At 66.8% G+C, this 23,472-nt stretch carries 21 protein-coding genes; 10 read left to right on the top strand and 11 right to left on the bottom strand.

What is annotated here, in order from left to right:
* Window positions 1–98 precede the first annotated feature (98 nt).
* From BLS61_RS04455 to BLS61_RS04445, 3 genes are all read left to right on the top strand, one after another.
* A complete protein-coding gene (locus tag BLS61_RS04455; protein ID WP_090427895.1) occupies window positions 99–3,392 on the top strand; it encodes a transglutaminase family protein in 3,294 nt (1,097 codons plus the stop codon).
* A gap of 117 nt (window positions 3,393–3,509) precedes the next feature.
* The gene (locus BLS61_RS04450; protein WP_090427892.1) at window positions 3,510–5,996 is read left to right on the top strand and encodes a circularly permuted type 2 ATP-grasp protein; all 2,487 of its coding nucleotides are present in this window, start codon (window positions 3,510–3,512) and stop codon (window positions 5,994–5,996) included.
* Window positions 5,993–6,886: a transglutaminase family protein gene (locus BLS61_RS04445; RefSeq protein WP_090427890.1), complete on the top strand. Its 894-nt coding sequence runs from the start codon at window positions 5,993–5,995 to the stop codon at window positions 6,884–6,886. Before BLS61_RS04450 ends, BLS61_RS04445 begins: the two co-directional genes overlap by 4 nt.
* 38 nt (window positions 6,887–6,924) lie before the next feature.
* Here the strand turns inward: BLS61_RS04445 and azu are convergent, their stop codons facing one another.
* From azu to BLS61_RS04395, 10 genes are all read right to left on the bottom strand, one after another.
* On the bottom strand, window positions 6,925–7,374 hold the full coding sequence (azu, locus tag BLS61_RS04440) for an azurin (protein ID WP_090427885.1): 450 nt from the start codon (window positions 7,372–7,374) through the stop codon (window positions 6,925–6,927).
* A 389-nt stretch (window positions 7,375–7,763) separates the two neighbouring features.
* Window positions 7,764–8,699 carry a DUF808 domain-containing protein gene (locus BLS61_RS04435; protein WP_090427882.1) on the bottom strand — a complete coding sequence of 312 codons (936 nt, stop codon included), beginning with the start codon at window positions 8,697–8,699 and terminating at the stop codon, window positions 7,764–7,766.
* Window positions 8,700–8,763: 64 nt separating this feature from the next.
* Window positions 8,764–9,351: a cytokinin riboside 5'-monophosphate phosphoribohydrolase gene (locus BLS61_RS04430; protein WP_090427879.1), complete on the bottom strand. Its 588-nt coding sequence runs from the start codon at window positions 9,349–9,351 to the stop codon at window positions 8,764–8,766.
* Window positions 9,352–9,587: 236 nt separating this feature from the next.
* Window positions 9,588–10,202 (bottom strand): LysE family transporter, encoded by a 615-nt coding sequence (locus tag BLS61_RS04425; RefSeq protein ID WP_090427876.1) that lies wholly within the window; start codon window positions 10,200–10,202, stop codon window positions 9,588–9,590.
* A 522-nt stretch (window positions 10,203–10,724) separates the two neighbouring features.
* Window positions 10,725–11,639 carry a glycerophosphodiester phosphodiesterase family protein gene (locus BLS61_RS04420; RefSeq protein WP_090427872.1) on the bottom strand — a complete coding sequence of 305 codons (915 nt, stop codon included), beginning with the start codon at window positions 11,637–11,639 and terminating at the stop codon, window positions 10,725–10,727.
* Window positions 11,640–11,782: 143 nt separating this feature from the next.
* Window positions 11,783–12,355 carry a HupE/UreJ family protein gene (locus tag BLS61_RS04415; RefSeq protein WP_090427869.1) on the bottom strand — a complete coding sequence of 191 codons (573 nt, stop codon included), beginning with the start codon at window positions 12,353–12,355 and terminating at the stop codon, window positions 11,783–11,785.
* A 21-nt stretch (window positions 12,356–12,376) separates the two neighbouring features.
* Window positions 12,377–12,991, bottom strand: coding sequence for an urease accessory protein UreG (gene ureG, locus BLS61_RS04410; RefSeq protein ID WP_003246865.1), 615 nt, complete (start codon window positions 12,989–12,991; stop codon window positions 12,377–12,379).
* Between the two features lie 16 nt (window positions 12,992–13,007).
* Window positions 13,008–13,682, bottom strand: a complete 675-nt coding sequence (locus BLS61_RS04405) for an urease accessory protein UreF (RefSeq protein ID WP_011920859.1) — start codon at window positions 13,680–13,682, stop codon at window positions 13,008–13,010.
* A 37-nt stretch (window positions 13,683–13,719) separates the two neighbouring features.
* Window positions 13,720–14,220, bottom strand: a complete 501-nt coding sequence (gene ureE, locus BLS61_RS04400) for an urease accessory protein UreE (RefSeq protein ID WP_090427866.1) — start codon at window positions 14,218–14,220, stop codon at window positions 13,720–13,722.
* A gap of 163 nt (window positions 14,221–14,383) precedes the next feature.
* Window positions 14,384–15,019 carry a TetR family transcriptional regulator gene (locus BLS61_RS04395; protein ID WP_003246868.1) on the bottom strand — a complete coding sequence of 212 codons (636 nt, stop codon included), beginning with the start codon at window positions 15,017–15,019 and terminating at the stop codon, window positions 14,384–14,386.
* A 148-nt stretch (window positions 15,020–15,167) separates the two neighbouring features.
* On the opposite strand from BLS61_RS04395, the gene BLS61_RS04390 reads away from it, so the two are divergent.
* Together BLS61_RS04390 and BLS61_RS04385 are read left to right on the top strand one after the other, a co-directional pair.
* Window positions 15,168–16,256 (top strand): ferredoxin reductase, encoded by a 1,089-nt coding sequence (locus tag BLS61_RS04390; RefSeq protein WP_090427863.1) that lies wholly within the window; start codon window positions 15,168–15,170, stop codon window positions 16,254–16,256.
* Window positions 16,253–17,335 carry a fatty acid desaturase family protein gene (locus BLS61_RS04385; RefSeq protein WP_090427860.1) on the top strand — a complete coding sequence of 361 codons (1,083 nt, stop codon included), beginning with the start codon at window positions 16,253–16,255 and terminating at the stop codon, window positions 17,333–17,335. The genes BLS61_RS04390 and BLS61_RS04385 overlap by 4 nt, the downstream gene beginning before the upstream one ends.
* Here the strand turns inward: BLS61_RS04385 and BLS61_RS04380 are convergent.
* On the bottom strand, window positions 17,305–17,877 hold the full coding sequence (locus tag BLS61_RS04380) for a hypothetical protein (protein ID WP_394328132.1): 573 nt from the start codon (window positions 17,875–17,877) through the stop codon (window positions 17,305–17,307). The two genes, BLS61_RS04385 and BLS61_RS04380, sit on opposite strands and share 31 nt — an antisense overlap.
* 273 nt (window positions 17,878–18,150) lie before the next feature.
* Between BLS61_RS04380 and BLS61_RS04375 the strand changes: the two genes are divergently transcribed.
* The 5 genes from BLS61_RS04375 (at window position 18,151) to BLS61_RS04355 (ending at window position 23,198) form a co-directional block, all read left to right on the top strand.
* The gene (locus BLS61_RS04375) at window positions 18,151–19,050 is read left to right on the top strand and encodes an AEC family transporter (RefSeq protein ID WP_090427858.1); all 900 of its coding nucleotides are present in this window, start codon (window positions 18,151–18,153) and stop codon (window positions 19,048–19,050) included.
* A 93-nt stretch (window positions 19,051–19,143) separates the two neighbouring features.
* Window positions 19,144–20,091: an alpha/beta fold hydrolase gene (locus BLS61_RS04370; RefSeq protein WP_090427855.1), complete on the top strand. Its 948-nt coding sequence runs from the start codon at window positions 19,144–19,146 to the stop codon at window positions 20,089–20,091.
* A gap of 103 nt (window positions 20,092–20,194) precedes the next feature.
* The gene (locus tag BLS61_RS04365; RefSeq protein ID WP_090427852.1) at window positions 20,195–20,701 is read left to right on the top strand and encodes a TRAP transporter small permease subunit; all 507 of its coding nucleotides are present in this window, start codon (window positions 20,195–20,197) and stop codon (window positions 20,699–20,701) included.
* The gene (locus BLS61_RS04360) at window positions 20,701–22,026 is read left to right on the top strand and encodes a TRAP transporter large permease (RefSeq protein WP_090427849.1); all 1,326 of its coding nucleotides are present in this window, start codon (window positions 20,701–20,703) and stop codon (window positions 22,024–22,026) included. The genes BLS61_RS04365 and BLS61_RS04360 overlap by 1 nt, the downstream gene beginning before the upstream one ends.
* A gap of 134 nt (window positions 22,027–22,160) precedes the next feature.
* Window positions 22,161–23,198, top strand: coding sequence for a TRAP transporter substrate-binding protein (locus BLS61_RS04355; protein WP_090427844.1), 1,038 nt, complete (start codon window positions 22,161–22,163; stop codon window positions 23,196–23,198).
* The last annotated feature ends 274 nt before the right edge of the window (window positions 23,199–23,472 follow it).

The raw sequence follows: 23,472 nt of genomic DNA, 5'->3' as shown, positions 1-23,472 counted from the left end.
TGCGCGGGGCGCATCGCCGACCTAGATGCTGCGTGGTCTGGGCTATGGCATAAGTCTTGCGCGGCACAGGGTATCGTCCAGGCTAGCAGGAGGCCGCCGTGTCGATTCATGTCGCGCTGCACCACGTCACCCACTACCGCTACGACCGTGCGGTCAACCTCGGGCCACAAGTCATACGTTTGCGGCCGGCGCCGCACAGTCGCACACGCATCCTCTCCTACGCCCTGAAGGTCGAGCCGGGCCAGCACTTCATCAACTGGCAGCAGGACCCGCAGGGCAACTACCTGGCGCGCCTGGTGTTTCCCGAGAAGACCCGCGAATTCAAGGTCGAGGTGGACCTGGTCGCCGAGATGGCGGTGTTCAACCCCTTCGATTTCTTCCTCGAACCCTATGCCGAGCGCATTCCCTTCGCCTACACCGAGGGCGAGCAGCGCGAGCTGGCGCCGTACCTGGTCAAGCTGCCGGCCACGCCGCTGTTCGCCGAGTACCTGGCCGGCATCGAGCGCACGCCCAGGCCCAGCGTCGATTTCCTGGTCGAGCTGAACCAGCGCCTGTCGGCCCACATCCGCTACCTGATCCGCATGGAGCCGGGCGTGCAGACGCCGGAGCAGTCGCTTGAGCTGGCCTCCGGCTCCTGCCGCGACTCGGCCTGGCTGCTGGTGCAGCTGCTGCGTCATCTGGGGTTGGCGGCGCGCTTCGTCTCCGGCTATCTGATCCAGCTCACTGCCGACGTCAAATCCCTCGATGGCCCCAGCGGTACCGACAAGGACTTCACCGACCTGCACGCCTGGTGCGAGGTGTACCTGCCCGGCGCCGGCTGGATCGGCCTCGACCCCACCAGCGGCCTGTTTGCTGGCGAAGGTCACGTTCCCCTGGCCTGCAGCCCGGAGCCGTCCTCGGCAGCGCCGATCACCGGCGCCCTGGACGAGTGCGAGGTGACGTTCGAGCACCTGATGAGCGTCGAGCGCGTGTGGGAGGCGCCGCGCGTCACCAAGCCCTACAGCGAGGCGCAGTGGCAGGCGATCCAGGCGCTGGGGCGACGCATCGACGATGACCTGCACAAGCATGACGTGCGCCTGACCATGGGCGGCGAGCCGACCTTCATCGCCCTCGACTACCCGGATGACGACGAATGGAACACCGCCGCCCTGGGGCCGAACAAGCGCCGCCTGGCCGCCGACCTGTTCCATCGCCTGCGCGAGCACTACGCCCCCAATGCGTTGGTGCATTTCGGTCAGGGCAAGTGGTACCCGGGCGAGCAGTTGCCGCGCTGGTCGCTGAACTGCTTCTGGCGCCGCGACGGCGAGCCGCTGTGGCACGACCCCAAGCTGCTGGCCGACGAAAAGCGCGGCTACGGTGCCAGCGCCGACACCGCCGCGCGTTTTCTCGCCGCGCTGGCGGCGCGTCTGGATGTGGACGCCGGCAACGTCTTCCCGGCCTATGAGGACTGGTTCTACTACCTGTGGCGCGAGCGCAAGCTGCCGGACAACGTCACCCCGGACGACCCGCGCCTGAGCGACCCGCTGGAGCGCGAGCGCCTGCGCAAGGTGTTCGACCAGGGCCTCGACGCCGTGGTTGGCCACGTGCTGCCGCTGGCGCGCCAGGTGGTGGGCGAGGGCTGGCAGAGCGGGCGCTGGTTCCTGCGCGACGAGCATTGCCGCCTGCTGCCAGGCGACTCGCCGCTGGGCTACCGTCTGCCGCTGGATTCGCTGCCCTGGGTGAGCCAGGCCGACTACCCCTACATCAATCCGCTCGATCCCAGTCAGGCGTTGCCGCCCTTGCCCAGCCCGGCGCAGATCCAGCGCCAGTTGCGCGGCGTCTGGCGCGGCGCCAGTGCCGGCCCGCAAAGCGTGCGTCCGGCCTGCGGGCAGTCGGCTGCCGGCATCGTGCGCACCGCGCTGTGCGCCGAGCCGCGCGAGGGCCGCCTCTACCTGTTCATGCCGCCGCTGGCGCATCTGGAGGACTATCTGGAGCTGGTCGCGGCCATCGAGGCGGTGGCCGCCGAGCTGAACTGCCCGGTGCTGCTGGAAGGCTACGAGCCACCACTGGACCCGCGCCTGCTGCACTTTCGCGTCACCCCCGACCCCGGCGTGATCGAGGTGAACATCCACCCGGCCGCCAGCTGGGATGAGCTGGTCGAGTGCTGCGAGTTCCTCTACGAGGCGGCGCGTCAGTCGCGCCTGTCCAGCGAGAAATTCATGATCGACGGGCGCCACACCGGCACCGGCGGCGGCAACCATTTCGTCCTCGGCGGTGCGACGCCCAGCGACTCGCCTTTCCTGCGCCGCCCCGACCTGCTGCGCAGCCTGATCAGCTACTGGCACAACCACCCGTCGCTGTCCTACCTGTTCAGCGGCCTGTTTATCGGCCCGACCTCGCAGGCGCCACGCGTGGACGAGGCGCGCAACGACGCCCTGTACGAGCTGGAAATCGCCTTCGCGCAGATGCCCGAGCCGGGCCGCGATTGCCCGCCCTGGCTGGTCGACCGCCTGCTGCGCAACCTGCTGGTGGACGTCACCGGCAACACCCACCGCGCTGAATTCTGCATCGACAAGCTGTACTCGCCGGACTCGGCCAGCGGTCGCCTCGGCCTGCTCGAGCTGCGCGCCTTCGAGATGCCGCCGCACGCGCAGATGAGCCTGGCTCAGCAACTGCTGCTGCGCGCGTTGATCGCGCGTTTCTGGCAGGAACCCTACCGCCCGGCCAGGCTGGTGCGCTGGGGTACCGAGCTGCACGATCGCTTCCTGCTGCCACATTTCGTCGAGCAGGACTTCGCCGACGTGCTGCAGGAACTGTCGGCCTTCGGCTATCCGCTGCGCGCCGAGTGGTTCGCCCCGCACCTGGAGTTTCGCTTTCCCAAGGCTGGCGACTTCGCGGTCAAGGGCATCGACCTGGAGCTGCGCCAGGCCCTGGAGCCCTGGCACGTGCTGGGCGAGGAGGGCGCCATCGGCGGTACCGTGCGCTACGTCGACTCGTCGCTGGAGCGCATGCAGGTGAAGGTGAGCGGCATGGCGCCGGATCGCTACGTGCTGACCTGCAACGGCGTGCCGGTGCCGCTGCGACCGACCGGCAAGGTCGGCGAGTTCGTCGGCGGCGTGCGCTTCCGTGCCTGGCAGCCGGCCAGTTGCCTGCAGCCGACCATCGGCGTGCACGCGCCGCTGGTGTTCGACCTCGTCGATACCTGGATGCAGCGCTCGCTGGGCGGTTGCCAGTACCATGTGGCGCATCCGGGCGGGCGCAACTACGACAGCCTGCCGGTCAACGCCTACGAGGCCGAGAGCCGGCGCCTGGCGCGTTTCTTCCGCCTGGGCCACAGTCCGGGCAAGCGCCCCGTCATGCAGCCGATAGACAATAATGAACTGCCGATGACCCTGGATCTGCGTCGCGTTTGACGTCGATTCCGTCTGTGGGAGGGGCTTTAGCCGCGAACCGTCGCCGCTGAAGCGCCTCCCACGGATGCGGCATCAACCTGCATCACGCTGCACCGCCTTGCCACTGCCGAGCCTGCCATGCACGACCTGCTAGCCGATTACCCGCCGCCCAACGGCGCCTACCACGAACTGCTCGACGCCAAGGGCAACGTGCGCCCGCATTGGCGCCGCCTGTTCGAGCAGCTGGCGCGCAGCCGCCCGGAGCACCTGGCGCAGCGCGAGGCCATGCTGGCGCGGCAGATTCAGGAAAACGGCGTCACCTACAACGTCTACGCCGATCCGGATGGCGCCGACCGCCCGTGGGAACTGGACCTGCTGCCCAACCTGATCCCGGCTGACGAGTGGCAGCAGATCGCCGCCGGCGTGGCGCAGCGCGCGACCCTGCTCAACCGCGTGCTGGCCGATCTGTATGGCCCGCAGAAGCTGATCGCCGAAGGCCTGCTGCCCACCGAACTGGTGTTCGGCCACAACAACTTCCTCTGGCCGTGCCAGGGCATGCAGGCGCCGGGCGGTACCTGGCTGCACCTGTATGCCGTGGACCTGGCCCGCGCGCCGGACGGGCGCTGGTGGGTCACCGCCGACCGTACCCAGGCGCCCTCCGGGGCCGGCTATGCGCTGGAGAACCGGCAGATCGTCTCGCGCGCCTTCCCCGAGCTGTACCGCGACCTGCGTGTGCAGTACCTGGCCAGTTTCTTCCGTACCCTGCAGGACACCCTGGCGCGCCAGGCCCCGAGCGGCGGCGAGACGCCGCTGGTGGTGCTGCTGACGCCGGGGCGCTTCAACGAAAGCTATTTCGAGCACCTGTACCTGGCGCGCCAGCTCGGCTACCCGTTGGTCGAAGGCAGCGACCTGACCGTGCGCGACGCCACCCTCTACCTCAAGACGCTGGCCGGCCTGCGCCGCGTGCACGCGGTGCTGCGCCGCCTCGACGACGACTACTGCGACCCGCTGGAGTTGCGCACCGACTCCGCCCTCGGCGTACCCGGCCTGCTCGAGGCGGTGCGCCGTGGCCGCGTGCTGGTGGCCAATGCCCTGGGCAGCGGCGTGCTGGAATCGCCCGGCCTGCCCGGTTTCCTGCCTGCCATCAGCGAGCACCTGCTGGGTGAGGAGCTGCTGCTGCCGTCCATCGCCAGTTGGTGGTGCGGCGAGCCGCCGGTGCTGGACGAGGCGCTGGACAAGCTCGACGAGCTGCTGGTGCGCCCGGCCTTTCCCTCGCAGAGCTTCGCCCCGGTGTTTGGCCGTGATCTGGACGAGGCGCAGCGCGCCAAACTGGCCGCACGCCTCAGGCAGCGCCCCTACGCCTACGTGGCGCAGGCGCGGGCCAAGCTGTCGCAGGCGCCGGTGTGGGACGGCAGCGGCCTGCAGCCACGCGCCATCGGCATGCGTGTGTTCGCCGTGGCCAGCGCCGATGGCTACCGGGTGATGCCGGGCGGCCTGACCCGCGTGGCCGGCGAGGCCGATGCCGAGGTGGTGTCGATGCAGCGCGGCGGCGCGAGCAAGGACACCTGGGTGCTCGGCACCCGGCAGAGCGCGGGCGAGCCCTGGCAGACGCAGCGCACCCTGGGCAGCGCCGATCTGGTACGCAGCGACCCCTTCCTGCCTTCGCGGGTGGTGGAGAACCTGTACTGGTTCGGTCGGTACGCCGAACGCTGCGAAGACGGTGCGCGCCTGCTGCGCATCATGCTGGCGCGCTACGTCGACGATGACGACGACCCGCAGGCGCTGCAGAGCGCCCTGGCACTGGCGCAGGAGCTGGGGCTGCTGGCCGGCGCGGATGAAGGCGAGCTGGAGGCGCGCCTGCTGCAGGCATTGCTCGGCAGCGACTGGCCGGCCAGCCTGCGCGCCAATCTGCAGCGCCTGCAATGGTCGGCCGGCAGCGTGCGCGGCAAGCTGTCCCAGGCCAACTGGCAGGCGCTGGTGGAGTTGCAGCGCGAGGCGCAACTGCTCGAAGGTCAGCCGGCGGACTTTGGTGAACTGCTGGATTTTCTCAACCGCCTGCTCATGTCGCTGGCGGCGCTGTCGGGTTTCGCCCTCGACGACATGACCCGCGACGACGGCTGGCGCTTTCTCATGCTCGGCCGTTACATCGAACGCCTGCAGTTTCTCTGCGACAGCTTCGCCGGCTTCCTGCGTAGCGGCTCGGCCACCGACCAGTCGGCGCTGGAATGGCTGCTGGAGCTGGGCAACAGCAGCATCACCTACCGCACCCGCTACCTGGCCTCGGCGCAGTTGATCCCGGTGCTGGACCTGCTGCTGCTGGACGAGCAGAACCCGCACGCGGTGATCTTCCAGATGCGCACCCTGCTGCGCTCGCTGGAAGGGCTCAACGAGCGCTTCGAGCTGCCGGCCGAGCGCTACCTGGTCTATCTGGAGCAGCAGCTCGCCGCCTTCAACCTGGCCAGCCTGGAGAACCCGCTGTTCGGCCCCGGCAGTACCCGCGCGGTGCTCGAAGGCCTGGCCGACCTGCTGGTGGCCATCAGCGAGGCCGCCGGTGCGGTTTCCGATCACCTCGGGCTGCGCTTCTTCGCCCATGTCGATGTCAGCCAGCGGACGCAATCCTCATGAGCAGCGCGCTGTATCAGGTTCTCCACGACACCCACTACCGCTACTCGGCGCCGGTTTCCCTGGCGCAGCAGCTGGCGCACCTGTGGCCGCGCGACTGCCCCTGGCAGCGTTGCCACGAGCAGGAGCTGCGCATCGACCCGCAGCCCTGCCAGCGCCGCTACGGCCTGGATGTGTTCGGCAACCCACTGACGCGCCTGGTGTTCGAGCGCCCCCACGAGCAGCTCAGCGTCAGCGCGCGCTTGCGCGTCGAGGTGCTGGCGCGCGCGCCGCTGGATCTCGATGATTCGCCGAGCTGGGAAGCGGCCTGCGCGGCGCTCAGCTACAGCGGCAAGCCGGTGGCGCCGGCGCTGCTGGAAGCGGCACGCTACCGTTTCGAGTCGCCCTACGTGCGCCTCAAGCAGGTCTTCGCCGAGTACGTCGATGACTGTTTCACGCCGGGCCGTCCCCTGCTGCAGGCCGGTCAGGCGCTGATGCAGAAGATCTTCGAGGAGTTCAGCTTCGATGCCGGCGCCACCCAGGTGGCCACACCCTTGCTGCAGGTGCTGGAGGAAAAGCGCGGCGTCTGCCAGGACTTCGCCCACCTGATGCTGGCCTGCCTGCGCTCTCGCGGCCTGGCAGCGCGCTACGTCAGCGGCTACCTGCTGACTCAGCCGCCACCTGGCCAGCCACGGCTGATTGGTGCCGACGCGTCGCATGCCTGGGTATCGCTGTACTGCCCGCGGCAGGGCTGGGTGGATTTCGACCCGACCAACAACGTACGCCCGGCGCTGGAGCACATCACCCTGGCCTGGGGCCGGGATTTCTCCGATGTGTCGCCGCTGCGCGGGGTGATCCTGGGAGGCGGCAGCCACGACCCGGAAGTGCAGGTGACGGTGCTGCCGCTGGGATAAGCGGGATGAAGGGCCTCGCCTGAGGCCCTTGGGGTGACTCAGTCGACCAGGGTCAGGCTGCCTTTCATCAGCGAGTAGTGGCCGGGGAAGGAGCAGAAGAAGCTGTAGTCCTCGCCTGCCGCCAGCTTGCTGACGTCGAAGGTCACCGAGGTGCTCTCGCCACCGCCGATCAGGTCGGTATGGGCGATCACGCGCTCGTCACCGGCCTTGAGGTAGCTGGCGTCCGGCCCGGCCGGGATGCCGTCGGTAGCGATGCCGGGCATGTCGGCGGTCTTGCTCAGCACCCAGTTGTGCCCCATGGCGGTCTTGGGCAGGCTGCCTGTGTGCTTGAGGTTGACGGTGAAGGTCTTGCAGCTTTTGCTGACGGAGATGGCTTGGGTGTTGAAGGTCATCTGGTCGGTCGACTCGACATCCACCGAGCACTCGGCAGCCAGCAACGGGGTGCTGGCCAGGCCGAGCAGAGCGATTAGAGCGGCGTTACGCAACATCTTGGAATCCTCCAGATTCTGAATTTCCGGTCAGGTCTGAAAAGGTTCGCACAGCTTTCCTGGCAGCGGGGTGCGACCGAACGCCACGCCAGGTTATCCCGACAATCTGTGGGTAACTCTGTTGATAAGCTCTGCAGCGGTGCTCCGACGCTCTATTGCGCGGGCTTTCTGGTTGGCTGGTCAGATTTTGCCCAGCGCGCCGCGGCGGAGCAGAAAAATCCTTTGTAATGAATTGATTGGCCGTCGCCAGGCGGAGCTGCCTGGCTACTCGACCCGCCTTGGCGGCTTATCCCCGAAAAGCGTGGAGCAAGCTGTGGATAAGCTTGGGGAAACCGCGTGCCGGCCGCACCTTTCGAAGCGTGCCGCCGGCTGATCAGGAAATGATCGTCTCAGCTGTTTCTGGTTGGGCGCAGCGCCTGCCATAGGCGAGTGCCGAGGCTGACCAGCGGCAGGCTGAGCATACCGGCGACCACACCCAGCAGGGCATTGAGCAGCGTCGGCACCACTGCGGAAAGTAGCTGCCCTGCATCCTGGGCTACCCACTGCGCGGCGTGATGCACGGCGGCATCGACCGGTGGCAGGCCATGGCTGAGAATGCCGCCGCCAACCATGAACATGGCCGCGGTGCCGATCACCGATAACGCCTTCATCAGCCAGGGGGCCAGGTGCAGGATGCCACGGCCGCTGGCCTGGGCGAAGGCGCTGGCGCGTTGGCTGAGGTAGAGCCCGGCGTCGTCCAGCTTGACGATGCCGGCCACCAGGCCGTAGACGCCGACGGTCATCAGCAGGGCGATACCGCTGAGCACCAGCACCTGATTGAGGAAACTGGCAGTGGCGACGGTGCCCAAGGTGATGGCGATGATCTCGGCCGACAGCACGAAGTCGGTACGCACCGCGCCGCGGATCTTGTCACGCTCGAAGGCCACCAGGTCCACCTGCGGATCGGCGATGGCCTCCAGCAGGGGCTGCTGTTCGTCGTCTTCGTGCCGATGCAGCAGCTTGTGGATCAGCTTCTCGGCCCCTTCGTAGCAAAGAAACAGACCACCGAGCATCAACAAGGGCACCACCAGCCAGGGTGCCACGGCGCTGATCAACAGTGCGGCCGGCACCAGGATCGCCTTGTTCACCAGCGAGCCCTTGGCCACGGCCCAAACCACCGGCAGTTCGCGATCCGCCTTGACCCCGGTGACCTGCTGGGCATTGAGGGCGAGATCGTCACCCAGCACGCCGGCGGTCTTGCGCGCGGCGATCTTGGTCATGGTGGCGACGTCGTCGAGTACGCTGCTGATGTCGTCGATCAGGGCGAGCAGGCTGCTTCCGGCCATGTTGCGGCTTCCGTAGGGGAGAAGCCGCAGAGCGTAGCATTGTGTTACATGTCTGCGTACCAGCTCAGACGGGCGCGCGATCCACCCATTTCGGCGCGACGCTGGGGCGCCATTCGCTCAGGGCGTCGAGCAGGTCTTGCGGGCTGTCTGCGATCTGCAGCATCTCGCGGTGCTGCGGACGCACGAAGCGCTCGGCCACCAGGTGGTCGAGAAAATCCCCCAGCTTGCTGTAGAAACCGTTCACTTCCAGCAGCCCCAGCGGTTTGGCGTGGTAGCCCAGCTGGCCCCAGGTCCACACCTCGAACAGCTCTTCCAGGGTGCCCAGGCCGCCGGGCAGGGCGATGAAGGCATCGGCCAGTTCGGCCATGCGTGCCTTGCGCGCGTGCATGCCGTCCACCACTTCCAGGCAGGTCAGGCCACGATGGCCAATCTCGGCACGCTCCAGGCTCTGCGGGATGATGCCGATCACCTCGCCGCCGGCATTCAGCGCCGCGTCGGCGACCACACCCATCAGGCCGACGGCGCCGCCGCCATAGATCAGGCGCAGGCCGCGTTGGGCCAGGTGCTGGCCAAGCGCTTCGGCAGCCTGGCGATAGACGGGACTGGCGCCGGGGCTGGCACCACAGAAGACACAGACGCTACGCAGGGACATGTACGGGCTCCTTGGCTGAATGTGCCAAGGGTAACCAGCCGCTGCGCTGCCACCAAGGGTCAGTGCCGCGTATCAATGCCGCAGGTGGCGCAGGCGTAGCTGGCGAGCAGTTGCTTGAGCAGGTCGTTGAGGTGCATGGCGCGACTTCCTGACGCGGGGACATATCATTCAGGCTAGTCCCGCTGCTGGCGCCGCGCCGTTAGATTGTTTCGATGAGGGCAATAGCCGCCACTCCATCACATCAGCTCCATCGCGCTCATCCCGGCCAGGCCCAGCAGCACCACGCCGCAGGCTGCGTAAGTCAGGCGGTGCCAGAGCAGCGAGGCGGCGCGGCGGAACCAGTCCACCAGGCCGGCGCAGATGAAGCACCAGAGCAGCGAGGACACCATGAAGCCGGCGAAGAACACCGCCAGGTGCGTCGGTGTTGGCTGGGCAACGCCGATGGCCGCCATCGCTCCGCCCATGGCGGCCCAGTAGACGATGTTCTGCGGGTTGGTCAGCGACAGCGCGGCGCCGGCGGCAAAGGCGCCACCGGCCGCGACCTGGCCGTCATCGCTGGGTTGCGGCGGACGATGGGCGTCGCGCAGCGACTGGTAGCCGAGCCAGGTCAGATACAGGGCGCTGGCCAGGGTCAGGGGATAACGGATCTGCGCGCTGTCGAGCAGCAGGGCCAGGCCGGTCAGGCCGAGGGCGGCCCAGGTGGCGTCGCCCACCAGCGAGCCGATCTGCACCAGCAAGGCCGGCTTGTAGCCGTCACGCAAGCCGCGGCGCAGGGTTTCGCTGAACACGGCACCCGGCGCGGCGTTGAACACGAAGCCCAGGAGCATGGCGGCGAGGAAGAAGCTGAACATGGAGTGTCCTTGCACGGCAGGCAGAAAAGTCAGGGGTTCTTAGCAGATGGCGTGCCAGCGGATGACAGAAAGTTTTCCACGGGCTATGTGTGTATCTCTGTGGACAATCTGGTGGCCTTTGTCTGGCGGCCTCGTTATGCGCCGTTCAGCGCAAGCTGACGAATATTTGAGCAAGGCAATTTTTCCTTTGTGCACAGGGGCCCGACAATCTCTCGGGGTGTTTTCCAGCTATCTGAGGATTGTCCACGATAGCTGTGGATAATTTTGTTGGTAAGGCCTGTAAGCATTGTCGCAGGCGTTGATTTTCGAGGTCTTCAGCACTTTGCCTGTTTTTTGATCAGCGCCTCGGAGGCATCGGGCGAGGGCGGAAACGGGGCAGGATGTCCAGCGTTTTCGCAGGGGATTCTCAGCGCAAGACAGGTTATCCCCGGATTCTGTTGGCAGTTTTGTGGATAAGCTGGTGGCAAAGCCTTGAGGCCCTTGTCGAGCTTGCTCATGAGGCAGGCGATGGGTTCATCGCCTTCATCGTGGCTCCAGCGCGCCAAGCTGCGTGGAGCGGCCGAGCAGTTGCAGGGCGCGGTCCGGATAGTCGGTGATCAGGCCGTTGGCGCCCATTTCCAGCAGCCGTCGCATGTCGGGCTGCTCGTTGATCGTCCACAGCTGCACGTGCAGGCCGCGCGCCTGGGCATTGCGCAGCAGGCGCGGGGTGGCCAGGGTCAGGCCGCTGTGTTGGGGCGGAATCTGCAGCACCGGGTAGGAGGGCGACAGCAGATCGCTCAGGCCCAGCCAGTTCAGTGCCAGCAGCAGGCGCACCGAAACCGGCCCGGCCGAGGTGGCGACTTCCGGGCAGAGTTCGCGGAAGCGTTTCAGGCTGCGTTCGTGAAAGCTGCCGACCAGCACCCGGTCGAGCTGGTCGTAGCTGGCCAGGGTTTCGCACAGCAACGCTTCCATGCCGACATCGGGGACCTTGATCTCGACCACCTTGGGTATCAGGGGAAACTGTTCCAGCACCTCGCGCAGGCTGGCGATGCGGGTGCCCTGGCCGCGATAGGGGTAGCTCTGACCGCCATCGGCCGTCCAGTGATAGCCGGCGTCGAGCGCCTGCAGTTCGGCCAGGCTGTAATGGGCCACCGGGCCTCGGCCGTTGGTGGTGCGCTCGAGGGTATCGTCATGGATGACCACCAGCTCGGCGTCCTGGCTCAAATGCAGGTCCATCTCCAGCATGTCGACGCCGAGTGCCACCGCGCGCTCGAAGGCGAACAGGGTGTTCTCCGGCCACAGCCCCTTGCCGCCGCGATGGGCGATCACCAGCGGGCGCTCGCCCAGGTCCGCCAGCACTTCGGGCACCGTGGCCGGACGGCTGGTCAACGCCAGCACCAGCAGGGCGATGGCGAGCAGCAGCAGGGGGGCGAGCAGGAAGCGGGCGAAGCGCAGCATGGGCCGGGTCTCGACAAGGGTTCGGGACTTTGTGCCCCAGCGCAGCGGCATTGGCAAGCGCCAATGCCGCGGCCGGTAGGGTGCGCTGTGTGCGCACCGCGGGCACCCACCATGGGTGACCTGTACCTCAGGAGCTATCGCGCTCAGCTGGCCAGCAGCCAGACACCGGTGGCGGCCGACGCAGCGCCGGCGATGCGTACCAGCGGTGCCGCGGCTTGCGGCAGGAAGCGCACCAGGGCGAAGCCGACGGCGTGCAGCGCGGCCGTGGCGACGACGAAGCCGATGGCGTAGCCGAAGGGGCTGGCCAGGTCCGGCAGCTCCAGGCCGTGGGCGACGCCGTGGGTCAGGGCGAATACTGCGGTCAGGGCCATGGAGACGGCCACCGGCAGGCGCGCCGCCACGGCCACCAGCAGGCCGAAGGCCAGCACCGAGCCGGCGATGCCGGTTTCCATCAGTGGGATTTCCACGCCGGCGAAACCCAGCAGGCCGCCGATCAGCATGCTGCCGACGAAGGTCAGCGGCAGCGCCCAGCGCGCTGCGCCGCTTTGCTGCGCGGCCCACAGGCCGACGGCGAACATCGCCAGCAGGTGATCGAGGCCGAACACCGGGTGGGCCAGGCCGGCCATGATCCCCGAGTCGCCATGCCCGGGATGGGCGAACGCCAGCGCCGGGGTGCAGAACAGGGCGATGGCGTAGAGGGTTTTGCGCAGATTCATGTGGATCTCCTTGAAGTGGAATCAGGCCGCCGTAAGCATGCCCTGGCGTTCGATGAAGGCGATGATCTCGTCGAGACCCTGGCCGATTTTCTGATTGCTGAAGACGAAAGGCTTGTCGCCGCGCATCTTCAGGGTGTCGCGCTCCATCACCTCGAGCGAGGCGCCGACCATCGGGGCCAGGTCGACCTTGTTGATCACCAGCAGGTCGGATTTGCAGATGCCCGGGCCGCCCTTGCGCGGCAGCTTGTCGCCGGCGGATACGTCGATCACGTAGAGGGTCAGGTCGGACAGTTCGGGGCTGAAGGTGGCCGACAGGTTGTCGCCGCCGGACTCGACGATGATTAGGTCCAGGCCCGGGAAGCGGCGGTTGAGCTGCTCCACGGCTTCCAGGTTGATCGAGGCGTCCTCGCGGATGGCGGTGTGTGGGCAGCCGCCGGTTTCCACACCGATGATGCGCTCGGGCTCCAGGGCCTCGTTGCGCACCAGGAATTGGGCGTCTTCCTGGGTGTAGATGTCGTTGGTGACCACGGCGATGTTGTAGCGCTCGCGCAGGGCGCGGCACAGGGCCAGGGTGAGGGCGGTCTTGCCGGAACCGACCGGGCCGCCGATACCGACACGCAGAGGTTGGCTGTTCATGTGCTGATGTTCCTCGTCAGGAGCGGAAGAGACGCGAGTACTGGCGCTCGTGCGCCATGCTCGCCAGGGCCAGGCCGAAGGCGGCGCTGCCCCAGTGTTCGGGGGAAAGGCTGGCGGCCTGCTGCTGGGCGGCCTCGAGCGTTGGCAGCAGGCGGCTGGTCAGGCGCTGGGCGGCCTGCTGGCCCAGCGGCAGCACCTTCATCAGTACGGCCAACTGATTTTCCAGCCAGCCCCAGAGCCAGGCGGCCAGGGCATCGTCCGGGGTGATCTGCCAGGCGCGTGCGGCCAGCGCCCAGGCCAGGGCCAGGCCCGGTTCGTGATGGCTTGCGAGCAGTTCACGCGCGGCTTCGTCCAGCTCGGGCAGGCCTTCGAGCAGTTGCCGCAGCGAGTAGCCCATCTGCCGGCTTTCCAGAGCCAGCTCGCGGGTTTCGCGGCTGGCGCGGTGCCGTTCGGCCAGTTCCTGCAGGTGCGGCCAGTTGCCCTCGTGCGCGGCGCGACAATGTGCCAGCAGCAGCGGCGCTTCGAAGCGGGCGAGGTTGAGCGTGAGCTGATCGGCCAGCCAGCGCTCGGCGGCATCGGCATCCTGGATCAGGCCGCTGTCGATGGCCCACTCCAGGCCTTGCGAGTAGCTGTAACCGCCGATGGGTAGCTGCGGGCTGGCCAGGCGCAACAGGGCCCAGGCCGGTTTCATGAGCTGACCCCGATACGCGTGGGCGACGGCGCATGGCTCACTTGCGCACACCGAACTGGTGCAGGCGCGGGCCGTAGTTGAATTCCTCGTCGCCATGATGGGAGTGATGATGACCGCCGCCATAGGCGCCCTGCTCGGGCTGGTAGGGCGCCTGGATGGCTTCGACGGTGGCGCCGAGCTGTTCGAGCATGGCCTTGAGCACGTAGTCGTCGGGCAGGCGCAGCCAGCCGTCGCCCAGTTGCAGGGCGACATGGCGGTTACCCAGGTGATAGGCGGCGCGCATCAGCTCGAAGGGGCTGGCGCAGGTGACGTGCAGCAGCGGCTCGGGTTTGGCGCGCACGCGCACGATGCGTCCGTCCTTGGCCTGCAGAAAATCACCATCAGCCAGTGCCGGTTGGCCGCGTTCGAGGAACAGGCCGACTTCCTCGCCTGCCGTGGTGAAGCAGCGCAGGCGACTTTTGCTGCGGGCTTCGAAGGTCAGTTCCAGTTCGGCGTCCGCAGCAGCCTGCGGCGCGATTCGGGTGTGGATCACCAGCATGCGTATCTATTCCGGGGCAATGTGCCCGGAAATAGTGCAAGTGGCTTGCCAAGGCCGAGAAGCGGCGCAGGACGGGGCGTTCAGGCGCTCTGTGGATAACTTGGCGAAGCGGTCAGGATTTATTTGGTGCGTTTTCGCTGCGTGCGCACGTTTGTGGTGCGCGCTATTCGGAGGGCTTGCCCAGGCCCAGCCAGTGCTTGCCGCCGATCATGATGAAGCGCAGCTGCTGGATGATCTTGGCTTCGGCGCTGAGGTGCGCCGGCAGATTCTCCGCCGGCGGGTCGATCAGTTCGGGCAGGGTGGCGAACACCGTCTTCACCACCAGATCCGACACCACGTCGAGGCCGGCATCGTCAAGCTGCGGCATGCGGTTCATCAGCTTGAGGTCGGCGGCTAGGTCGCTGGTGATGCGTTCGCGCAGGGCCGCGATGGCCTGGCGTACCGGCTGCGAACCGCCGTACTGCTCGCGGGCGAGAAACAGGAACTGGCCATGGTTGGCGGCCACTTCGGCGAGGAAAATGCGCACCGAGGCGTCGATCATGCCGCGCATCTCGAACTCGTGACGGCGCACCTGGCGGATCGCCGCGCGGAAGGTTTCGCCCACCTCCGCCACCAGCGCCAGGCCCAGCTCGTCCATGTCGGCGAAATGGCGATAGAAACCGGTGGGGACGATGCCGGCGACGCGGGTCACTTCGCGCAGGCTCAGGCTGCCAAAGCCGCGGCCGCTCTCCATCAGGGTGAGCGCGGCTTCCATCAGGGCCTGGCGGGTCTGCTGCTTCTGTTCGGCGCGTGGCGTCATGCGAGATCGGGTCGTTGAGCGATGCCGCACTCTAGCAAATGCGCGGCGCCAGCGTCGAACCATGCCGGGTGGCTTTCAGTGAACAACTGTTGACTGAAATAAGGTGGATCTGTCAGCCTTGTGCACAAGTGTTCACTGGAATCGATTTATGGCTCTGCTCTCCCTGGCGCTGGCGCGGCATGTCGCGCGCGGCCTGCAACCGCTGCGCCGGCTCTGTGCGTCCGGCTGGCTGCGTGAGGCGGACGTCGACCTGTTCCTGCGTCTGCTGCACCCGGCGCTGCGCCTCAATCGCGTGTTCGCCCGGGTCGAGGCGCGTCGTTGGGTGGCAGACGACATGCTGGCAATCGAGTTGCGCTGCAACGGCAATGCCCGAGACTGGCGAGCCGGGCAACACGTTCAGCTCTATCTGGAGCAGGACGGCGTGCGCCACGGGCGCAGTTACAGCCTGACCAGGGTGACGGACGACGGGCGCATCGAACTGGCGATCAAGCGCCAGCCGGGCGGGCGCCTGTCCAATTTGCTGCTCGATCGCCTGGCGGTTGGCGAGGTGATCGAGCTGGGCCAGGCCTTCGGCGATTTCGCCTGGCCGCAGGAGCAGGGCGCCGTGCTGTTGCTGGCAGCCGGCAGCGGCATCACACCGCTGCTCGGCCTGCTGCGCGAAGCCCTGGCGCGTGGCTTCGCTGCGCCGGTGACGCTGCTGCATCAGGTGCGGCGCCAGGGGCAGCAGGCCTTTGCCGAGGAGTTGCAGGCGTTGGCGGCGCGTCATGCCAACTTGCAGGTGCGCTGGGCCTTCAGCGGTGAGACGGGTGGCCGCCTGACGGCCGCACAGCTGGCAGCGCTGCCGGGCGAGCACCTGTTGCTATGCGGCCCGCGTGGTTTCGTCGAGCAGGCGTGCGGCTGGTGGCGCGACGCCGGACGTGGGGGCAGCCTGCAGGCGGAAAGCTTCAGCCCGTTGCCGGTGCTGGCCGAGGCCGATACCGACGAGGTTCGTCTGCGCTTTGCGCGCAGCGGCCAGCAGGTCTCGGGCAACGGCAATGCCAGCCTGCTGGAGCAGGCCGAGGCCAGCGGGCTGCGCCCGGCCCATGGCTGTCGCCAGGGCATCTGCACCAGCTGCACCTGCCTGCTGCTGGCCGGCACGGTGCGCGATCTGCGCAGCGGCGAGCTGTTCGCCGAACCCAATCAACCCATTCGCTTGTGCGTCAGCGCCCCACATGGGGATGTGGAGATCGACCTGTGACGACCCGCCTTGACCGTGAACTGAGCCCCGCCGAACTCGAAGCCTTCGGCCAGGAACTGGATGCCCTGCGCCAGCGCACCCTGGCCGATCTGGGCGAGGCCGATGCGCGCTACATTCGCCGTGTACGCGCGGCCGTGCGCGGGTGCTGCTGGACGGGGCGCGCGCTGCTGATGCTCGGCTGGTTCCCGCCGACCTGGCTGCTCGGCACCCTGCTGCTGGGCCTGGGCAAGATCCTGGAAAACATGGAGCTGGGCCACAACGTGATGCACGGCCAGTACGACTGGATGAACGACCCGGAATTCGCCGGTCGCCAGTACGAGTGGGACATCGTCGGGCCGGCCGATTTCTGGCGGCACACCCACAACCATGTGCACCATACGTACACCAACGTGCTGGGCATGGACGATGACGTCGGCTACGGCGTGGTGCGCCTGTTCCCCGAGCAGCGCTGGAAGCCGTTCTATCGCTGGCAGCCGCTGTGGGTGACGATCCAGGCGCTGCTGTTCCAGTACGCCGTGGCCATTCAGCACCTGCGCCTGGACAAGCTGGTCAAGGGGCGTATCAGCAAGGAGGAAGTGAAGCCGCTGGCACGTCGGTTCGGCGCCAAGCTGGCGCGGCAATGGGTCAAGGACTATCTGGCGTTTCCGCTGCTGGCGCTGCTGCTCGGCGCCAATGCACTGGCCGTACTGACCGGCAACCTGGTGGCCAATCTGCTGCGCAATCTGTGGACCTTTCTGGTGATCTTCTGCGGTCATTTCACCGAGAAGGCTACGGTATTTGCACCCGAAATACTGGAGGGGGAGACCCGTGGGCACTGGTACCTGCGTCAGCTGCGCGGTTCCAGCAACCTGTCCGGTGGGCCGCTGCTGCATATCCTCACCGGCAACCTCAGCCATCAGATCGAGCATCACCTGTTCCCCGATCTACCGGCGCGGCGCTATGCCGAGCTGGCGCGCGAGGTGCGCCTGATCGCCCGGCGCTATGGCCAGCATTACAACTGCGGCACCTTGTGGGGGCAGTTCGCGACCGTGCTGCGGCGCATCTGGATCTACCGCTTGCCCGCGACAGGAACGGCGTGACTGGCGTGAAAGGCATAAAAAAAGCCCGGCATGCGCCGGGCTTTGGGGGTGACGCCAAGGCTCAGGCAGTGTGGCCACGCTGCTTGATCAGGCGATCGGAACCGCCCTCGGCCAGCTGAACACGTTGGGCACCCGGAGTACGGCTCATAGCCGCCTTCTACCAGCTGGATGCGCTGGGCGCCCGGGGTACGGTCGGAGCCGTCTTCGGCCAGTTGCAGGCGTTGCGCGCTGGGGGTGCGGTCATAACCGCCCTCGGCCAGCTGAACGCGTTGGGCACCCGGAGTACGGTCATAGCCGCCTTCTACCAGCTGGATGCGCTGGGCACCCGGGGTACGGTCGGAGCCGTCTTCGGCCAGTTGAATGCGTTGCACGCCCGAGGTGCGCTCCGAGCCGTTCTCGGCCAGCGGTGCGACGGGTTGCTGTTGTACCTGGCTGTCCTTGGCTTCGCCCACCAGAGGGAAGGGCGCGCTGCTCGGAGCAGCGAATACGCCAGTGGTCATCAGGCTCAGAGTCAGGGCGGCGAGGGTCAGTTGAGTTTTCATGTCGATGTCTCCGTAGGGAGTAACAAGTGGCTTCGGAGACAATTCTTGAAGACCTGAGCGCAGATAAGAACTTGACTGTCCTGATAGTGAACATCGATTCCCTCAATACTTGATCGAAGCGCTCTATCTCGGTGCTTCCGGCTGGGCGTCAAGCCCTGCGGCGAATGTGTCGCGAGGCATCGCGCGGCCCGTCCGGCACGCGTATGCTTGGCGACCCTCGCGGGTCGAACGCGATCCGCCCTCTTCAGCAGTACCCCGGAGGCAGCTTCAGCCATGCTCGCGGCACAGGCCATCTTGCCGATCTTCGCCCTGATCGTTCTCGGCTACCTGCTGGGCTGGCGCCAGTGGCTCACCAGCGAGTCTGCGGCCGGTCTGGCCAACATCACCTTCAAGCTGTTCATGCCCACGCTGCTGTTCGCCGGCATCGCCAAGGCGTCACTGGCCGAAGGCCTGTCGCCGATGCTGCTGCTGGCCTATTACCTGCCGGTGCTGCTGGTGTTCGCCGCGGTCAATGCGCTGGCGCACTGGCGCCGCGGTACGGCGACGCCGCTGGGCCTGGTGGCGGCCTTCTCCAACAACGTGCTGGTGGGCATCCCGCTGATCGCCAGCCTGATGGGCAATGACGGCCTGCTCTACGTCTTCGCCATCCTGGTGTTCCACAGCCTGACGCTGTTTTCCCTGCACAGCTTCTACGCCGCCTTCGGCAGCCAGGAGCGCGTCGACGGCCGCGCGCTGCTGAAGAACCTGGCCAACCCGATGATCATCGGCCTGGGCCTCGGCGCATTGCTCAACCTGTCCGGGCTGGTCGTGCCGGAAAGCTTGTGGCGGGCGGTGACCTGGCTCGGCCAGGCGGCCTTGCCCTGCGCGCTGATCGTGCTCGGCGCCAGCCTGTCGCGTTACCGCCTGCGCCCGACCGGCGAGGCCTGGGGCGTGGCCTTGGCCAAGCTGCTGCTGTTCCCGGCGCTGGTCTGGTGGCTCAGCGGCCAGCTGCCCGGCCTCAACGATACGGCGCGCAGCGTGCTGGTGCTGCTCGCGGCCTGTCCCAGCGGGGTCAACGTGATGGCCTTTGCCCGTACGGCCGAAGACAGCCGCAGCGTCAGCGCGGCGATATCCCTGTCCACGCTGCTGGCGGCGGTTTCCCTGCCGGCGTGGATGCTGCTGGTCGGGTTCTGAGCGCTGCGCCAGGCGATTCCCTCTTCCGGGCGATAGGCGTGCCCGTGGCGTCTGGCTAGCATCGCGCTTTCCGCTCCGCTCAGGACTGCATCGATGAAACGACTCGCCCACGTGCTGCTCGGCCTGTTGCTGGTGTTCGGGTTGACCCTTACCGGCTTCGTCGCCCTCAACTGGGCGCCGGATCGTCCTTTGGATGAGCTCAAGGCGCGCTGGGCGCCGCCGCCTTCGCAGTTCGTCGATATTGCCGGCCTGTCGGTGCACCTGCGGGATCAGGGCTGGCGCGATGACCCCGAGCCGCTCCTGCTGCTTCATGGCACTTCGGCCAGCCTGCATACCTGGGAAGGTTGGGTGGCGGAGCTGGCCAAGCAGCGTCGCGTGATCAGCCTGGATCTGCCCGGCTTCGGCCTCACCGGGCCGTTTGCCGATGGCGATTACCGCGTCGAGCGCTACACGGACTTTCTCCTCGCCTTGCTCGAGCACCTGCAGGTGGAGCGCGTGGTGCTGGTCGGCAACAGCTTCGGTGGCCAGTTGGCCTGGCGCTTTGCCCTGGCCCATCCCGAGCGCAGCGCGCGGCTGGTGCTGGTGGATGCGGCCGGCTATCCGCGCAACGCCGAATCGGTGCCGATCGGCTTTCGCCTGGCCGGCATCCCAGCTCTGGCGCCGGTGATGAGCCGTGTGTTGCCGCGCGCGATGATCGAGTCGAGCCTGCGCAACGTTTATGGCGATCCGGACAAAGTCGATGACGAACTGGTCGAGCGCTACTACCAGCTGACGCTGCGCGAGGGCAACCGCCAGGCGCTGCGTCAGCGCTTCGTTCAGGCGCCCAGCGGCGAGCTGCACCAGCGAATCGGCGAGCTGCGATTGCCGACGCTGATCATCTGGGGCGGGCGTGATCGTCTGATTCCGCCGGACAACGCCGAACGCTTCGCCGCCGACATCGCCGGCAGCCAGCTGGTGCTGTTCGATGACCTCGGTCACGTGCCGCAGGAAGAGGATCCGCAGCGCAGCGTCGCTGCGCTCAACCACTTTCTCGCCCGCTAGTCTGTGCGCCGCTGCAGCGCGCCGCCAGGACGCGACGTCTAGTTGGTTTTGGCGAATCTTCGTCTAGGCTGACGAGATAACGAACAAAAAGGCAGGCAACTGCATGCGCAGCAGCATTCGAGCTTTTGTCCGGGGCGTGGATGCGTTCAACCGGCGGGTTGGGCGTTTTGCTATGTACCTGATCTTCGCCATGCTGGCGGTGCTGCTGTACTCCTCGATCAGTAAGACCTTCTTCACCCCGTCGATCTGGACCCTGGAAAGCGCCCAGTTCCTCATGGTCGCCTACTTCCTGCTCGGCGGCGCCTACTCGATGCAGCTCGACGCCCATGTGCGCATGGACCTGGCCTACGGCCGCTGGTCGCCGCGCACGCGCGCCGTGGTCGACGCCATTACGGTGCTGATGCTGATCTTCTACCTGGTGATGCTGCTGATCGGCGGCATCTCCTCCACCGAATACGCCATCGAATACAAGGAGACCAGCTACTCGGCCTGGTCGCCCTACATGGCGCCGATCAAGATCGTCATGTGCTTCGGCATCGCCCTGATGCTGCTGCAGGCCATCGCCACCTTCTTCAAGGATGTCTACGCCGCCCGCGGGGAGACGCTGTGATGAGCTACGAGCTGATCGCGCTGTTGATGTTCTCCTCGATGATGTTACTGCTGCTCACCGGCAAGCGCGTATTCGGTGCCATCGGCTTCGTCGCCGCAGCGGCAGCGCTGCTGCTGTGGGGCGACGGCGGCTCGGAGATGGCCTTCAGCGCGGCGATGAAACTGATGAAGTGGTACCCGCTGCTGACCCTGCCGATGTTCGTGTTCATGGGCTACATGCTCTCCGAGTCGGGCATCGCCGAAGACCTCTACCGCATGTTCCACGTGTGGATGGGCCCGCTGCCGGGCGGCCTGGCCATCGGCACCATCTTCCTGATGGTGGCGATCTCGGCGATGAACGGCCTGAGCGTGGCCGGCATGGCCATCGGCGCCAGCATCGCCTTGCCCGAGCTGCTCAGGCGTGGCTACGACAAGATCATGATCACCGGGGTGATCCAGGCCGGCAGCTCGCTGGGGATTCTGATTCCGCCCAGCGTGGTGCTGGTGCTCTACGGCATGATCGCGCGCCAGCCGGTGGGCCAGTTGTGGCTGGCCGGTGCCATCCCCGGACTGATGATGGCCGGCATGTTCATGCTTTACATCGCCATTCGCTGCCGCCTGCAGCCACAGCTCGGCCCGGCCCTGGCGCAGGCCGAACGCGCGCAGATCAGCAGGCAGGAGAAGCTGCGCCTGCTCAGCGCCGGGCTGGTGCCGGTGTTCATCTTCCTGTCGATGACCGGCCTGTTCCTGTTGGGCTACACCAGCCTGGTGGAAAGCTCGGCGGTGGGGGCCTGCGCAGCCACCCTGGCGGCGCTGTTCAAGGGCCGGCTGAGCGGCAAGGTGATGGAAGAGACGCTGCGCAAGACGCTGGCCATCAGCTGCATGTTCATGTGGATCATCCTCGCCGCGCTGTGCTTCGGCGCGGTGTTCGACGGCCTCGGCGCGGTCAGGGCCATCGAGAACTTCTTCGTCGACAGCCTGCACCTGGGGCCCTGGCAGATCCTCATCCTGATGCAGATCTCCTTCATCGTGATGGGCATGTTCCTCGACGACACCGCCATGCTGGTGATCGTCGCGCCGCTCTATATTCCGCTGGTCGGTGCCCTGGGCTTCGACCTGATCTGGTACGGCGTGCTCTACACCATCACCTGCCAGATCGCCTACATGACCCCGCCGTTCGGCTACAACCTGTTTCTCATGCGCGCCATGGCCCCGCCCGAAGTGACCCTGCGTGACATCTATGTGTCGGTCATCCCCTTCGTCATCATCATGGTCCTGGCGCTGACCCTGGTCATGGTCTTCCCGCAGCTGGCGCTGTGGTTGCCGCAACTGCACTACGGCGGCTGATCGAGGAAATCGGCGCGCCCTGCGCGCCAGCAGTCGAGCCGGCGCCCGCCGGTCACTGGCAAGGCCGCTGCGGCTGACGCGGCGGCAATGAGCGGTTGTATTGCATCTGCATCGACACTATTGGAGAGACCAGCATGAGTACGAGACGCGATTTCCTGAAAACCGCCGCGGTCGGCACCGCCGCCCTCGGCTCGGCGCACATCTATGCCGCCGAACCGAAGAAGATCACCTGGCGCCTGCAGACCTACGCTGGCGCGGCGCTGGCCGAACACGTGATCAAGCCGTCCATCGATGCCTTCAACAAGGCGGCCAACGGCCAGATGGAGATCCAGCTGTATTTCGCCGACCAGCTGGTGCCCACTGGCGAGCTGTTCCGCGCCATGCAGCGCGGCACCATCGACGCGGTGCAGAGCGACGACGACTCCATCGCCGCGCCGGTGGACGTCTCGGTGTTCGGCGGCTACTTCCCCTTCGCCACCCGCTACAGCCTCGACGTGCCGGTGCTGTTCGAGCAGTACGGCCTCAACGAGATCTGGGCCGAGGCCTACGGCGAGGTCAAGGGCGTGACCTGGCTCGGCGCCGGCGCCTGGGACCCTTGCCACTTCGCCACGGTGCAGCCGATCACCAAACTGGCTGACCTCAAGGGCAAGCGCATCTTTACCTTCCCTACTGCCGGCAAGTTCCTCGCCCGCTTCGGCGTGATTCCGGTGACCCTGCCCTGGGAAGACGTCGAGGTGGCGGTGCAGACCGGCGAGCTGGACGGCATCGCCTGGTCCGGCATCACCGAGGACTACACCGTCGGCTGGGCCAACGTCACCAAGTACTTCCTCACCAACAACATCTCCGGCGCCTGGATCGGCTCCTACTTCGCCAACTCGGACAAGTGGGCCGAGGTGCCCGAACACCTCAAGACCCTGTTCAAGCTGTGCATGGACAGCTCCAACTACTACCGCCAGCACTGGTACTGGGGCGGCGAGGCGCAGCTGCGCGTGGAAGGCGGCAAGCTTGAGCTGACCTCCATCCCGGCCGAGGAATGGGCCACGGTGGAAGCCGAGGCGCTGAAGTTCTGGGACGAGATCGCCAAGACCAGCCCGCGCTGCGCCAAGGTGGTGGACATCTTCAAGAAGTACAACGCGCTGATGGCCAAGGCGGGGGCACCTTATCGCGGTTGAGGCCGGTGGTTGTCAGATGAGGCCAAACGCCCGTGCCGAAAGGTACGGGCGTGGTTTCGGGGCATATGGAGGAGGACGAAAAGCCCATTTTTACAACGGCGGCTTGGCTTCCTGGTCGGTGTGCAGAAGGGCGAACCGGTGGCGAATGCCAGTCAGATAAGTCTCAGGGGGCTGCCGCGTAGGGTGCGCCGTGCGCACCGAAACGCCGCTGCCTCCACCACAGATATGTGCACCTAGGCGGCCCCGCGACACTTTACGAAACCGATCCGTGCCA

The organism is Ectopseudomonas guguanensis (assembly GCF_900104265.1).
Classification (GTDB): domain Bacteria; phylum Pseudomonadota; class Gammaproteobacteria; order Pseudomonadales; family Pseudomonadaceae; genus Aquipseudomonas; species Aquipseudomonas guguanensis.
This window is presented reverse-complemented; position numbering and strand designations above follow the sequence as displayed.

Excerpts from the sequence above, each read along its gene's own strand:
- ureE (WP_090427866.1), bottom strand. The coding sequence starts at position 14,220 with ATGCTGGTGATCCACACCCGAATCGCGCCGCAGGCTGCTGCGGACGCC.
- BLS61_RS04415 (WP_090427869.1), bottom strand. The coding sequence starts at position 12,355 with ATGAATCTGCGCAAAACCCTCTACGCCATCGCCCTGTTCTGCACCCCG.
- BLS61_RS04365 (WP_090427852.1), top strand. The coding sequence starts at position 20,195 with ATGCGCAGCAGCATTCGAGCTTTTGTCCGGGGCGTGGATGCGTTCAAC.
- azu (WP_090427885.1), bottom strand. The coding sequence starts at position 7,374 with ATGTTGCGTAACGCCGCTCTAATCGCTCTGCTCGGCCTGGCCAGCACC.
- BLS61_RS04380 (WP_394328132.1), bottom strand. The coding sequence starts at position 17,877 with ATGAAAACTCAACTGACCCTCGCCGCCCTGACTCTGAGCCTGATGACC.
- ureG (WP_003246865.1), bottom strand. The coding sequence starts at position 12,991 with ATGAACAGCCAACCTCTGCGTGTCGGTATCGGCGGCCCGGTCGGTTCC.
- BLS61_RS04420 (WP_090427872.1), bottom strand. The coding sequence starts at position 11,639 with ATGCTGCGCTTCGCCCGCTTCCTGCTCGCCCCCCTGCTGCTGCTCGCC.
- BLS61_RS04450 (WP_090427892.1), top strand. The coding sequence starts at position 3,510 with ATGCACGACCTGCTAGCCGATTACCCGCCGCCCAACGGCGCCTACCAC.
- BLS61_RS04360 (WP_090427849.1), top strand. The coding sequence starts at position 20,701 with ATGAGCTACGAGCTGATCGCGCTGTTGATGTTCTCCTCGATGATGTTA.
- BLS61_RS04430 (WP_090427879.1), bottom strand. The coding sequence starts at position 9,351 with ATGTCCCTGCGTAGCGTCTGTGTCTTCTGTGGTGCCAGCCCCGGCGCC.
- BLS61_RS04395 (WP_003246868.1), bottom strand. The coding sequence starts at position 15,019 with ATGACGCCACGCGCCGAACAGAAGCAGCAGACCCGCCAGGCCCTGATG.
- BLS61_RS04390 (WP_090427863.1), top strand. The coding sequence starts at position 15,168 with ATGGCTCTGCTCTCCCTGGCGCTGGCGCGGCATGTCGCGCGCGGCCTG.
- BLS61_RS04435 (WP_090427882.1), bottom strand. The coding sequence starts at position 8,699 with ATGGCCGGAAGCAGCCTGCTCGCCCTGATCGACGACATCAGCAGCGTA.
- BLS61_RS04355 (WP_090427844.1), top strand. The coding sequence starts at position 22,161 with ATGAGTACGAGACGCGATTTCCTGAAAACCGCCGCGGTCGGCACCGCC.
- BLS61_RS04425 (WP_090427876.1), bottom strand. The coding sequence starts at position 10,202 with ATGTTCAGCTTCTTCCTCGCCGCCATGCTCCTGGGCTTCGTGTTCAAC.
- BLS61_RS04445 (WP_090427890.1), top strand. The coding sequence starts at position 5,993 with ATGAGCAGCGCGCTGTATCAGGTTCTCCACGACACCCACTACCGCTAC.
- BLS61_RS04375 (WP_090427858.1), top strand. The coding sequence starts at position 18,151 with ATGCTCGCGGCACAGGCCATCTTGCCGATCTTCGCCCTGATCGTTCTC.
- BLS61_RS04405 (WP_011920859.1), bottom strand. The coding sequence starts at position 13,682 with ATGAAACCGGCCTGGGCCCTGTTGCGCCTGGCCAGCCCGCAGCTACCC.
- BLS61_RS04370 (WP_090427855.1), top strand. The coding sequence starts at position 19,144 with ATGAAACGACTCGCCCACGTGCTGCTCGGCCTGTTGCTGGTGTTCGGG.